Annotated in this window: 9 protein-coding genes and 1 tRNA gene; 1 reads left to right on the top strand and 9 read right to left on the bottom strand. The window is 48.0% G+C overall.

Translation table 11 applies throughout. The features are described from left to right. Positions 1 to 40 precede the first annotated feature (40 nt). The 7 genes from HPS57_RS02570 to yidC form a co-directional block, all read right to left on the bottom strand. Positions 41 to 114, bottom strand: a tRNA-Thr gene (locus tag HPS57_RS02570). Positions 115 to 540: 426 nt separating this feature from the next. Beyond that, the gene (gene galK / locus HPS57_RS02565) at positions 541 to 1,707 is read right to left on the bottom strand and encodes a galactokinase (protein WP_172180616.1); all 1,167 of its coding nucleotides are present in this window, start codon (positions 1,705 to 1,707) and stop codon (positions 541 to 543) included. A gap of 110 nt (positions 1,708 to 1,817) precedes the next feature. Next, a complete protein-coding gene (locus tag HPS57_RS02560; protein WP_172179933.1) occupies positions 1,818 to 2,888 on the bottom strand; it encodes an aldose epimerase family protein in 1,071 nt (356 codons plus the stop codon). A 12-nt stretch (positions 2,889 to 2,900) separates the two neighbouring features. After that, positions 2,901 to 3,530 carry a DedA family protein gene (locus HPS57_RS02555; protein ID WP_172179931.1) on the bottom strand — a complete coding sequence of 210 codons (630 nt, stop codon included), beginning with the start codon at positions 3,528 to 3,530 and terminating at the stop codon, positions 2,901 to 2,903. A gap of 34 nt (positions 3,531 to 3,564) precedes the next feature. Continuing rightward, the gene (locus HPS57_RS02550; RefSeq protein WP_135939956.1) at positions 3,565 to 5,295 is read right to left on the bottom strand and encodes a glutamine--tRNA ligase/YqeY domain fusion protein; all 1,731 of its coding nucleotides are present in this window, start codon (positions 5,293 to 5,295) and stop codon (positions 3,565 to 3,567) included. 7 nt (positions 5,296 to 5,302) lie between these two features. After that, entirely contained in the window at positions 5,303 to 7,468 is a 2,166-nt protein-coding gene (gene dpp5 / locus HPS57_RS02545) for a dipeptidyl-peptidase Dpp5 (protein WP_172179929.1), read from the bottom strand. Further along, positions 7,465 to 9,366 (bottom strand): membrane protein insertase YidC, encoded by a 1,902-nt coding sequence (gene yidC, locus HPS57_RS02540; protein ID WP_172179927.1) that lies wholly within the window; start codon positions 9,364 to 9,366, stop codon positions 7,465 to 7,467. The genes dpp5 and yidC overlap by 4 nt, the downstream gene beginning before the upstream one ends. A gap of 233 nt (positions 9,367 to 9,599) precedes the next feature. On the opposite strand from yidC, the gene HPS57_RS02535 reads away from it, so the two are divergent. Beyond that, entirely contained in the window at positions 9,600 to 10,790 is a 1,191-nt protein-coding gene (locus HPS57_RS02535; RefSeq protein WP_172179925.1) for a DUF3078 domain-containing protein, read from the top strand. Positions 10,791 to 10,980: 190 nt separating this feature from the next. On the opposite strand, the gene HPS57_RS02530 is transcribed toward HPS57_RS02535, so the two are convergent. Together HPS57_RS02530 and HPS57_RS02525 are read right to left on the bottom strand one after the other, a co-directional pair. After that, a complete protein-coding gene (locus HPS57_RS02530) occupies positions 10,981 to 11,640 on the bottom strand; it encodes an epoxyqueuosine reductase QueH (protein ID WP_172179923.1) in 660 nt (219 codons plus the stop codon). 207 nt (positions 11,641 to 11,847) lie between these two features. Then, positions 11,848 to 12,531, bottom strand: a complete 684-nt coding sequence (locus HPS57_RS02525) for a queuosine precursor transporter (protein ID WP_172179921.1) — start codon at positions 12,529 to 12,531, stop codon at positions 11,848 to 11,850. Positions 12,532 to 12,659: the final 128 nt, after the last annotated feature.

Raw genomic sequence — 12,659 nt, 5'->3', positions numbered from 1 at the left:
TAAAAAAGGAATCACCTCGCAGAGATGATTCCTTTTTGTGAGCCTCTTGTCGGATTCGAACCAACGACCCCGAGATTACAAATCACGTGCTCTGGCCAACTGAGCTAAAGAGGCGGGTGGACGAGCTACTCACATCGCACCGCTACAACCAAGTACCCTTGCTGCGATCAAGCCCTGGGGGAGTTCCGAGGGAGCTGGTCGTATGAGACTCGCCCGTGTGGAAATGACTTGCTGCAATAGCTTGCCATACGTTGCTTTCTCAAAAGCGAGTGCAAAGGTAATAAGAAATAATAAGATCTGCGAATTTACGCGGTCATAATTATGGTTTCTTAACTAAAAACATGCCATTTTATGGTAAAGCATCAATAAACATTGCGCAGACTTAATGCATTGTCTGCGAGGGGGTGTCTTGGGCGGTGTGCATTGTTCGTGAAAAAAAACTTCGCCTGCAATGTTGCTGTTGCAGGCGAAGTTTCCGGTTTTATATGACCAGCCGAAGATGTGCTTTTGCATCTTGACAGGCTGTGGTTCTGCTGATTCTTAGCATACTTTCCGTGAGCCGTTGCCAATGACAACGTCGATGACGACAGGCTCATGTCCGTATTTTGCGGAGAATTTCTCCTTTGCTGTCTTTATGAAGTTGTCATAAAGGTCTGTCTTCAGGAGGTTTATTGTGCAGCCTCCGAAGCCACCGCCCATGATGCGGCTGCCGGTCACGCCACACTCACGTGCTATGTCGTTGAGATAGTCGAGTTCCTCGCAGCTGACCTCGTACTCTTTGGACAGTCCGTCGTGTGTGAGGTACATGAGTCGTCCCACTTCCTCGTAGTCACCTTTCTCCAAAGCGTCGCACACTCCGAGGACGCGGTCTTTTTCGCCAAGCACGAAGGTGGCGCGCTTGATGTCCTCGGCAGAGACGATGTCGCGGACAGCGTCAAGATGCTCCCATGTGCAGTTGCGGAGAGTTTTTGCATTGAGTTCCGTGAATTTCTCGTTTACGGCTTTCACCACATTCTCGCAAGAGTTACGGCGGTCGTTGTATGGGCTGCCGCTAAGTTCGTGCTTTACTCGTGAGTTGAGAAGCACAACCTTGTATCCTGCCTTTTCAGGGTTGAATGGGAAATATTCAAACTCACGGCTGTCGCAGTCAAGGCGCATGAGCTTGCCTTCCTGTCCGAACACACTGGCAAACTGGTCCATGATGCCACAGTTGCATCCGATGTATTTGTGCTCTGTTGCCTGTCCGGCAAGTACCATGTCCCACTTTGATACTTTGTTGTCGCCGAACAGGTCGTTGAGTGCGTAGGCAAAGCAGCTTTCGAGAGCAGCAGAAGAGGACATGCCGGCACCGAGTGGGATGTCGCCTGCGAAGGCTGTGTTGAAGCCTTTCACATCCACGCCGAGCGCTTTCATCTCACGACACATGCCGTAAATGAATCGTGCCCAAGTTGCGCTTGGTCCTTTAGGGTCGTCGATGTCAAATTCTACGCGATCCTTCAGGTCGATGGAGTAGGCGAGTACCTTGTTTGTGCCGTTTGGGCGGACTTCCGCCATGATGCAGTAGTTTACTGCGCCCGGGAATACGAATCCTCCATTATAGTCAGTATGCTCACCGATGAGGTTGATGCGTCCCGGTGATGCGTAGATGTTGCCTGTTTGTCCGTCAAAATGCTTGATGAAGCGGCTTCTGATGTAATCTATTTCCATAAGTTTCAAAAGTTAGGTGATGTTTTGTTAGTGAATATTGTAGTTCTTGAAATGGACAAAAGATGCCAAATAAACTTATGGCAGCTTTTGTCCATGTTATGTTTGTTTTCTTACAGTGTTCCGAACTTGTAGACGGTACGCTGTGTGTACTCCTCACCCGGGTTGAGTACCACCGGTGGGAAATACGGGCGGTTTGGTGAGTCAGGGAAATGCTGTGCCTCAAAGCAGATGGCCGAGCGGCGCGGTGCTGTGCATCCGTGCTGTATGGCATAGCCTGTGGCATAGTTGTCGGTGTACATCTGCACTCCCGGTTCTGTTGTCCAGCACTCCATTGTTCTTCCGCTGTTCGGTTCGACGATGCGTGCAGCAAAAGAGAGCTCTCCGACTTCCTTCTTGTTGAGCACGAAGCAGTGGTCGTAGCCGTTGCCGTACTTTATCTGTTCATCGTCAGCGTCGATGTCCTGTCCGACAGGCTTCTGTGTGCGGAAGTCGAACGGTGTGCCCTCGACTTTGAGAATCTCTCCGGTAGGGATGGATGTCTCGTCGGTAGGGAGATAGAAGTCAGCGTTCACCTCACAGAGAAGGTCGTCGATTGTCGGTGTAGGGTTAGCGACACCGGCAAGGGAGAAGAAAGCGTGGTGCGTGAGATTGACGATTGTCTTCTTGTTTGTTGTCGCCATGTAATCCAGTATCAGCTCATTGTCGTCAGTCCATGTGTACTCGACAGTGATGCTCATCTCTCCTGTGAATCCCTCGTCTCCGTATGGAGAATTGAGTTTGAGGACAAGAGTCTGTTCGTTCATCTGTATGGCGTCCCACACTTGTGCATGGTAGCCGGTCGGTCCGCCGTGGAGAGCGTTTGGTCCGTTGTTTATGGCAAGCTGGTAATCCTTGCCATTGAGTGTGAAACGACCTTTGCAGATGCGGTTGCCAAAGCGTCCGATGAGTGTTGAGAGATAAGGTTCGGCAGAGTTGATGACATCCTTGATGTTGTCGTGTCCCTGTATGACATCGGCTATCTGACCTTCTTTGTCAGGAACCATGAGTGAGACGATGGCTCCGCCATAATTTGTTATGGCACACTCATATCCTTTGACATTGCGCAGGATATACAGCTCGGTTTTCTTTCCGTTGATTTCTGTCTTGAAATCTTTCGGGTTGAGATTTGACAGGTTGTTCATAAGTTATTGGTTTTAGTTTTTCTTTTTGAGCAGCTTCTTAACCATGAAATAGCAAGCGGCAATGACAATGATGCCGAGGATTGCTATCTTGATATGTTCACTGTACTCATTGACTTTGTCCATAAGCTGGTCCTTTGGCACGATAGTCTGCAGGTACCATCCTATACCGGCGAGAATGCAGTTCCATATTCCTGCTCCGATGGTGGTGAAGAGGATAAACTTGAAGAAGTTCATCCTTGCAAGTCCTGCAGGAATGGAGATGAGCTGGCGCACTACGGGAACGAGTCGTCCAGTAAGTGTGGCGAACACTCCATGCTCGTCAAAGTATTTTTCTGCTTTCTGTATCTTCTCTTCGTTGAGTAGGCAGCGATGTCCCCATTTGCTGTTGGCAAAAGCGTAAATCATCGGTCTGCCAAGATAGAGTGACAGGAAATAGTTTATTGCCGCACCGGTGTCCGCGCCTGCCGTAGCGACAAGGATGAGAAGAAATACATTCTGCTCACCTGTCGCATGGGCGTTGTATGCTGCCGGAGGGAGGACAATCTCGGAAGGGAATGGGATGAACGTGCTCTCAATGGTCATCAGGATGAACACATTGAGATAGTTCAACTGGTCTAAGAGAAATCCGAATATTTCAGTCATAGTATGAAATGTTTCTGATTGTATAAGTTATGGATTACTTTCTCTTGTTCTCCTTAAGTCCTACTGTTGAGTTGAACACAAGATGTTCTGCGGTGGAGTCTGTGTCGACATTAAAGTAGCCGATACGGTTAAACTGCAAGTATGACAGTGCCGGGAGTCCCTGTGCGAACTTCTCGATGTAGGCATTCTTGTTGATGCTGAGTGAGTTCGGGTTGATGAACGGACGCATTGCATCGATGCCACGCACGCCGTTCTCTTTCTCGTACAGCTTGATTGCATCACGCGGATTCTCACAAGTCCACAGGCACTCATAGTTGCGAACTTCTGCCGGTACGCAATGTGCGCAGCTTACCCAGTGGATTGTACCTTTTACCTTGCGGTCTGCACCCGGAGTGCCAGCCTTGGAATCAGGGTCATAAGTGCAGTAAATCTCTTCAACATCGCCGTTCTCGTTTGCCTTGAAACCTGTGCAGTTGAGGATATACGCACCTTTCAGTCGTGTTTCCTTGCCAGGGTACATACGGAAGAATTTTTTGTCCGGCTCAGCCTTGAAGTCGTCGCGCTCTATCCAAAGCTCACGTGAGAATGTTATTGTGTGTGTGCCGTCCTCCGGACGCTCCGGATTGTTCACTACTTCCAACTCTTCGGACTGTCCTTCAGGATAGTTTTCGATGATGACTTTCACCGGGTCGAGTACGCAGGACACTCGTGTGGCACGCTCGTTAAGGTCTGCACGTGCGGCAGCTTCCATGAGTTTTATGTCATTGAGAGCGTCGAATGTTGTATATCCGATGGAGTCAATGAATTTAAGTATTGATTCAGGAGAGTAGCCACGGCGTCGTATACCGCAGATTGTCGGCATGCGAGGGTCGTCCCATCCGTTCACGACACCTTCTTTTGTAAGGATAAGGAGGTTGCGCTTTGACATCAGAGTGTAGTTGAGATTCAGTTTGTTGAACTCAAACTGGCGTGGGCGGTTGTCCTCGATGTTGTCGGTCTCGCCCTTCCATTCCTTAATCCAAGTGACGAAGAGGTCGTAGAGGTCACGGTGAGGAACAAACTCAAGTGTACAGATTGAGTGTGTCACGCCTTCAAGATAGTCTGACTGTCCGTGAGTGAAATCATACATAGGGTAGGCATTCCACTTGTTTCCTGTGCGCCAGTGCTCCATGTTGAGCACACGGTACATGAACGGGTCGCGGAAGTGCATGTTTGGTGATGTCATGTCTATCTTTGCACGCAGCACCATTTTGCCCGGTTCCATATTGCCGCTGTTCATCTCTTCAAAGAGTTTCAGGCTTTCCTCCACAGGGCGGTCACGGAAAGGAGAGTTTGTACCCGGAGTTGTCGGTGTGCCTTTCTGCGCAGCGATAGTCTCGGCGGACTGCTCGTCAACATAAGCCTTGCCGGTCTTTATGCACCATACGGCAAAGTCCCACAGCTCCTGGAAATAATCAGAAGCATAAACAAGTTTTCCCCATTTGAAGCCGAGCCATTCGATGTCTCTCTTTATAGCCTCAACGTATTCGGTATCCTCTTTCTGCGGATTTGTGTCATCCATACGGAGATTGCATACACCGCCGAATTTCTGTGCCACACCGAAATCCATGGCAATTGCTTTGGCGTGACCGATGTGCAGGTAGCCGTTTGGCTCCGGCGGGAAGCGAGTCTGTAAGCGTCCGCCGTTCTTTCCTTCTGCAAGGTCTTTCTTTACTATCTGTTCGATGAAGTTCAATGACTCCTTTTTCTCTTCTGTATTTTCCATTGTTCAATTAATCTTTTAACCATTTGTTTAACCAACCAAAGAATGTTCTCTGCCAAAGAATGCCGTTCTGTGGTTTAAGTACCCAGTGATTCTCGTCAGGGAAAACAAGCAGTTGGGCTGGAATGCCGCGCATGCGTGCAGCGTTGAATGCGCCAAGTCCCTGATTTGTGTTGATGCGATAGTCCATCTCGCCTTGTATGCAGAGGATAGGTGTGTCCCATTTGTCTACAAACTTGTGAGGGGAATTGTTGTAAGTCCTTTTTGCGCGTGCTGTCATGTCGCGGTTCCAAGGTGCGTCGTCATACTCCCAGTTTGAGAACCAGGCTTCCTCTGTGTCAGTGTACATGGACTCAAGGTTGAAAGCTCCGTCATGTGAAATGAACGCTTTGAAACGCTTGTCATGATGACCTGCAAGCCAATAGACAGAGAATCCTCCGAAACTTGCTCCCACACAGCCGAGACGGTCTTTGTCAACGTACGGCAGTGTGCAGGCGTCATCAATGGCAGTGAGATAGTCTTTCATGCACTGACCTGTCCAGTCACCGGAGATTTCCTCCAGCCATTCCTGACCGAATCCCGGCAGACCGCGACGGTTTGGAGCTACGATGATATAGCCGTTTGCTGCCATAATCTGGAAGTTCCAACGGTAAGACCAGAACTGGCTGACAGGGCTTTGAGGACCACCCTCGCAGAACAGCAGTGTTGGGTACTTCTTGTTCGGGTCAAAGTTCGGAGGAAGGATAATCCATGAAAGCATGTCCTTTCCGTCGGTCGTCTTTGACCAGCGTGGCTCAACCTCACCGAATTCCAGCTGTTTGTAGAAATCTGTGTTCTCGTGTGTCAACTGGCAGATAGCCGTTGACTTGATGTTCTTGCCCGGAGTGACGATGTAAAGCTCGTCACCTTGTGACATGCTGTGGCGGTTCATGAGAAGTCTTGACTTTATCATCTTGACAGAGCCGAAGTCCATCTTGTCATCTGTGAGTTGCACAACCTTACCGTTGAGGTCTGTCCTGTACAGGTTTACACATCCGTGCCATACACCTATATAATATAATGTGCGTGAGTCAGCGTTCCAGCAGAAATCATCCACATTGGAATCAAATGATTCTGTGACATAGCTTTTCTTGCCGGTGGCAAGTTCAAGGATGCAGAGTCGGTTGCGGTCGGACTCATATCCGTCGCGTGCCATGGACTGCCATGCAACGTATTTGCCGTTAGGAGAGAATGCAGGGTTTGTGTCATATCCCATGTTCTCATCAGCATATTTTTCGGAGTTTATCTCCTGTGTCGCCATTGTCTTTGTGGCATCAACCTCCGGCTGCTTGAATCCCGCAGACTTGCACAGGTTCTTTGTTGTGCCCGTTGTTGTGTCATAAAGGTAGATGTCTGAGTCTGTGGAGATGGCATAGTCGCGTCCTGTCTTTTTCCTGCATGTATATGCGATGGATTTTGAGTCAGGGCTCCAGTTGAGTTGCTCCACACCTCCGAATGGTGCCATTGGACACTCGTAAGGCTCTCCTTCAAGGATGTCCTTGCCTTCGCCGATAGTCTGCCGGGCAATGACATCAGCAACAAACGGATGTGCATTGGAAGTCACATAATGATCCCAATGACGGTAGTTGAGGTCATCGATGACCATGCCGGAAGCCTTTGGCAAATCCTTGTGCTTAGGCTGTATGATGTCATTGTAAGGCAGAGACTTTACAAGTATAACCTTGTTTCCGTCAGGGGAGAACTTGTAACCTTCGATGTCAAGTTTGTCGTTTGTCAGTTTCTTGCGGTCAGTGCCGTCAGGGTTCATTGACCAAAGCTGTGAACTGCCACCATTGTTGGAAAGGAACGCAATTCGCTTTCCTCCCTCAATCCATGCCGGGTCGGTCTCGTTGTCTGCAGATACTGTGAGGAGCGTTGCATTGCCACCGTCAGTACTGATTATGTACAGCACATGGTGGCTTTTGTTCTCCTTTACGGAATAGTAGCCCACTTGATAGACAACCCATTTGCCGTCAGGGGAGGGAGCAGAGGCAGAGATTCTGCCCATAGCCCACAATGCCTCCGGTGTCATGACCTTTGTCCCCAAAGTCTTGGCATCCACCTTTCCTATGATGTCTGCGTTTGCTGTTGTCGCTGTCATGGCAAACAATGCTGCTGTGATTAATGTCTTTATCATTTTCCCATTCGTTTGTTTCTTAATTCCTGGCGTTTGCGCTCGAGTTCTGCCTGCTGCTCCTGCATCTTCTGCAGTCTGCCGGCAAGTCCGCCGAGTTTCTTCGGATTAGCCTCATTCTCCTTGTATTTTGCCTGAAGTCTTTCAAGAAGTTTCTCGTCGTCGGTTGTCTTGCGGAGCACGAACATGATTACTGCGGAGCAGAACAGTGACACGAAATAGTAGAAGTTCAAGCCGGAAGAGTAGTCGTTGAACATGAAGAAGAACATCAGTGGCATGAGGAACATCATGTACTGCATCATCTTCATAGACTGCATTTGTTCCGGAGTGCCAATCATCTGGTCCTTCTGTTGCTGCATTGTAAACCAAGAGTAGACAAGGTTTGCGATACAGAAGAGGATACATGTCAGCGAAAGGTGGTCGCCGATAAGCCACAGGTTGGTATGCCATTCGATGATTGGGTCATAAGTGGAAAGGTCGTCTATCCACAGGAATGACTGTCCGCGAAGCTGTATGGCGTTAGGGACAAAGTTGAACATCGCAATCCAGATAGGCATCTGTATGAGCATAGGAAGACAGCCTGACATCATGCTCACTCCGTATTTCTGCTGGAGGAGCATCATTTCCTGCTGCTTCTTCATCTGGTCCTCAGGCTTGTTGAGGTGCTTTGTCTTCTCATTCAGGATAGGGCGCAGCACACGCATCTTTGCAGAGGACATGTAGCTCTTCTTCACCATAGGGAAAGTGATGGCTTTGAGAATCAGAGTGATAAGGATGATCACAATACCCATTGGTATGTTGAGTGCTGTGAGCCAGTCAAAGACATAGAGTGTGAACCAGCGGTTGATGATGCGGAAGAGTGGCCATCCGAGGTAGACAAGTCGCTCCAGTTCGAGGTCTTTGTCGAAAGTGGATTCCTTCTCAACATCCTGAAGCAGGCGGAAATCATTTGGCCCATAGTAGAACTCAAATTCGGAAGCGCGTGTTCCGGTCGGGTCAAACTGTGTCTTCAGGCGTGCTGTATAATCCTTGAGATAACCGCCGCCCTTCTCGTGCGGGACGCTTGACATGAGTGCGTTCTCCTGATAATTGTCACGTGCAATCATCACAGCAGAGAAGAACTGGTTCTTGAATGCCACCCAGTCTGTAGCCTCCTCAATAGGCTCGTCGACTTTCTCGCTGGTCTCGTTGAGATAGTCAGTGCCGCCGTCTGTGAAATGATATGTCAGAGAAGCATAGCGGTTCTCAAAAATAAAGCCTTTCTCCTGCTGCTTGCAACGCTCTGTCCATTCGATGTCCATATATTTCGTTGAAGGAGAGAACATTCCCGACATGCCGATGACACGGAGCTGTGAGTGGAGCAGATAGTCTTTGCCAAGCTGGTAAGCTATGACAATCTCCTTGCCCGGAGCTGCTTCGGCAGTGAATGTCACTGTGCTGTCTGTCACCTGTGAAGGTGTGAAGAACAGTTCTGCAGTGTTGATGTTCTGCTCTTTGCCCTCAAACATGTATTTCAGCTGCTGGTCCTTGCCCTCAAAGAGAGTGACATCCTTGTTGCCGTCCTTGTCCTTGAAATTCTTGATGACGGCCTTTCTTACAACAGCCCCCTGTGTGGAGAGAGTAAGCTCGAGTTTGCTGTTCTTCAGGGTGACATCCTTGGCTGTGCCGTGGAGGGCTTTGTAGAACAGAGCCGTTGTGTCGCTGTCCGCAACCTCCTTTGCTTTCAGTGCCGCTGCGTCAGCCGCTTTCTTGAGGTTTTCTGCTTTCAGCTTCTCAACCTTTGCGATAGAATCCTGTCGTGCTGCCTCGGCAATCTGTTCCGCCGAAGGCTGGTTGTACCATCCGAAACCGATGAGCACAGCCGCAATAAGCACAAATCCTGTGATAGTGTTTTTGTCCATTGTTATTTTTGATTGTTTTTTATTGTTTCAGAAAATATCCATGCCGTCCACCATGAAAACCTTTGTCTGTGCACAGCATTATCATTTTAACGTTACGGCATGCTGCCTTCCATTATCTATAAGATAAAATTCGTGCAAATTTACAAAAATAGAACTAATTATCCAAAAAACTCAATTCTTAATTCTCTAATATTAATTAAAATTAGTACCTTTGCACTCATAATTTTGAATAAATGTACAAAAAACAATTCCTTTTCCTGCTGCTGATGCTTCTTTGTGCCGATGTCTGTGCCCAAAGGAAGCTCTTTCCGGTGACATACTATTATGATGTCGCCCACCGTATTTTTGCCTTGGACGGCAAAGACTCTCTTGCCATGTCCTATGACACTCTGATGATGAGGACTTATCTTGCACATCCTGAACTCGTCAGGGACAGTGAAGGCAAGTTGCGCAAAGATGGCGGGATAGTTTTCTCGCCGACAGCTCCTGTGCGCAAGGATGTTGATTTCACGCATCAGGCTGAGGATGACGAAGTGTTCAAGCCTACGGAGAATGACAATGCCGAGCCGTCAGTTGGTGCAGGAAATGTCGACTTGTTTGTCGTGAGACCGAATTTCTGGACTTTCTTTGGTGACTACTCGTTGCAGTTCCTCCAGAATTATGTCTCAGACAACTGGCATAAGGGAGGTGAGTCGAACTATGCCATGATTGGAGCTGTGACATTGCAAGCCAACTATAATGACAAGGATAAAGTGAAGTGGGACAATAAGTTGGAAATGAAGCTTGGCATGCAGTCGTCACGTGAGGATTCTGTGCATAAGTACAAAAGCAGTGAAGACCTTATCCGTCTTACATCCAAACTTGGCGTGCAGGCAACGAAACGTTGGTACTATACATTGCAGATGATAGCGCAGACACAGTTCACGCGTGGATTCAAGAACAATGATGAGACGGTGTATTCCGACTTCCTTTCACCGTTGAACCTTAACCTCTCCCTTGGTATGGACTACAAAGTCGCATGGTGCAACAATAAACTGACGGGAACGTTCAATATTTCTCCAGTTTCTGCCAACCTGAAATATTATGACCGTCTCGACTGCGCATTGAGAAACGGTGTTCATGATTTGGTGGACGACGTGAAGGTGGGCAAGCACTCGCAGTGGGACTACGGTTCCACGCTTACTGCAGACCTGACATGGCAGTTCTCGAAAATGGTGAAATGGCAGACACGCCTTTATGGTTTTACGTCGTACAAGCGCAGTCAGGTGGAGTGGGAGAACACTGTGACGTTGCAAGTTTCGCGATTCATCTCCACGAAGCTCTTTGTCTATCCAAGGTTTGATGATAGTACAAAGCGTGATGATGACTACGGATATTTCCAGTTGAAGGAGTATCTTTCCCTCGGATTCAACTATTCTTTCTAAATAACGTGAGTTTGACGAATTTGCAACTATCCGGCAGAGTGGAGAAAAACGCTATCAAAACACCGTTTCACGGTGCTTTTTATAGCGTTTCGCTTTTTATCAGATACAGCAAATTCGTCGAACTCACGTTAAATAATTTGCCGGCGTTCTGTATCAGGAATTGTGATACAAAACGCCGGCAAATGCTTTCTTATTCAGGCATATTGCTTTGGGATGGGGTCTCTTTTCCGCAGCATTCGTTTCCTGCAAACTTTTTCTTCATGGCTTCAAGGCTGAACTCGCATCCGCAATAGAGCTGGTTGTAGAAGCCGATTTCTTTAAGCAGTTGGTTGCGGCGCTCCTGCAATCCGCCTTTGCGCCAGTTGTGAGTGTCAAAGGTAACTTTCTCTTGTTCTGTTTTTGCAGCATTGTTCACCTGTTCGGCTGCCCACAGTCCGGCTTCGTTTATCTGGTCAAGACTTTTCCAACGGCTTGAAGCAAGGGTTGTGGTGAATATCTCAAATCCTTCTTTCTTAGCGATTTCAGCGGCGCGAAGCAAACGGATTTTGAAACATTTCAGGCATCGTTTGCCGCGTTCCGGCTCATGCTCAAGTCCGCAGATGGCATCGAGCCAGCCCTTATGGTATAGTTCCCATCCTTCCCATTCCGGAAGATGGTCGTCGTCAATCACTCTGAGCCCGAGTTCCTTGGCATATCGGGTCAGTTCGTTTTTGCGTATCATGTATTCCTCTTCTGGGTAGATGTTCGGGTTGCAATAGTACAGGGTAGGGCGCACATCGTGTTGCATCATCCATTCGATGATGGCTGATGAGCATGGTGCGCAGCAACAGTGGAGAAGCGTTTCTGTCATGTTCAGGATATATTTTGTGGTGAATATATAAATGCTTGATAATTAATGTTTTGCAAAATAGTGTCAAGTGGCATTGCGAAAGGCTACCTTTTACATTGCGAAGTGTTACCTTTTAGGATGTCAACAGTAACACTTTGCATGGTGAAAAGTAACCTTTCGTTTTTGCCTTGTTATATGGAATGGAATGTCAGTGTATACAATGCGCTATCAGAACACCTTGAATATGTTGTAAGTTATGTCGTTGTCATAGATGTCTTCTTTCTCATATCTCTTGACCCAACGCACTATGCGGATTGTCAGCGGAAGCACGATGATTTCATAGCCTGTCTTCAACAGAACCTGATAGCACATGAGCCATGGCAACTCTTCGGTAGGGACAACTCCGTAGAGTGCCAGCGGGAAGAATATCAGAGAATCGACACTCTCACCGAAAACAGTGCTGAGAATGGCACGCAGCGAGAAGTTTCGCCCTTGATTCCAAATCTTCATCTTGGACATGACATAAGCGTTGACGAACGAACCGCAGATGAATGCCGCGAAGGAAGCCGCCGCTATGCGTGGGGCAAGGCCGAAGATGGCATGGAATCCTTCTTCGCCTGTCCAGTAGTCTGCACCGGGAAGCCAGTCGCATAATGCTCCTGCTGAGACGAAGAAGAAGTTCATCAGGAAGCCAAGCCATATCAGGATGCGTGCCTTGCTGTAGCCCCAGACCTCGCAGACCACATCATTGATGATGTAGCTGATGGGGAAGATGATGAGCCCTCCCGTCTGGCTGTGGTTGAAAAACTGTATTTGCTTTGTCTCGAAAAGGTTGGCTGCGATGAGGCATACGGTGAAAAGCATGCTGAAAAGCATAAAGAGCAGGCTCACCTGTGAATTGTTTTTTTTCATGTTCTTGTTTTTATTTAAATGGGGTTACCAAGCACCCATTCCACAAAATTGGTTGCAAAGTTACGTCTTTTATTTCAATTTGCGCAATTTATTTCGTAAAAAATATTAATAAGATTGACAAAAATCAT

The organism is Palleniella intestinalis (assembly GCF_013166595.1).
Taxonomy (GTDB): Bacteria; Bacteroidota; Bacteroidia; order Bacteroidales; family Bacteroidaceae; genus Prevotella; species Prevotella intestinalis.
This window is presented reverse-complemented; position numbering and strand designations above follow the sequence as displayed.

Bases quoted from the DNA above. Each gene is read 5' to 3' on its own strand.
- HPS57_RS02555 (WP_172179931.1), bottom strand. From the start codon at position 3,530: ATGACTGAAATATTCGGATTTCTCTTAGACCAGTTGAACTATCTCAAT.
- galK (WP_172180616.1), bottom strand. From the start codon at position 1,707: ATGGAAATAGATTACATCAGAAGCCGCTTCATCAAGCATTTTGACGGA.
- HPS57_RS02535 (WP_172179925.1), top strand. From the start codon at position 9,600: ATGTACAAAAAACAATTCCTTTTCCTGCTGCTGATGCTTCTTTGTGCC.
- dpp5 (WP_172179929.1), bottom strand. From the start codon at position 7,468: ATGATAAAGACATTAATCACAGCAGCATTGTTTGCCATGACAGCGACA.
- HPS57_RS02530 (WP_172179923.1), bottom strand. From the start codon at position 11,640: ATGACAGAAACGCTTCTCCACTGTTGCTGCGCACCATGCTCATCAGCC.
- HPS57_RS02550 (WP_135939956.1), bottom strand. From the start codon at position 5,295: ATGGAAAATACAGAAGAGAAAAAGGAGTCATTGAACTTCATCGAACAG.
- HPS57_RS02560 (WP_172179933.1), bottom strand. From the start codon at position 2,888: ATGAACAACCTGTCAAATCTCAACCCGAAAGATTTCAAGACAGAAATC.
- yidC (WP_172179927.1), bottom strand. From the start codon at position 9,366: ATGGACAAAAACACTATCACAGGATTTGTGCTTATTGCGGCTGTGCTC.
- HPS57_RS02525 (WP_172179921.1), bottom strand. From the start codon at position 12,531: ATGAAAAAAAACAATTCACAGGTGAGCCTGCTCTTTATGCTTTTCAGC.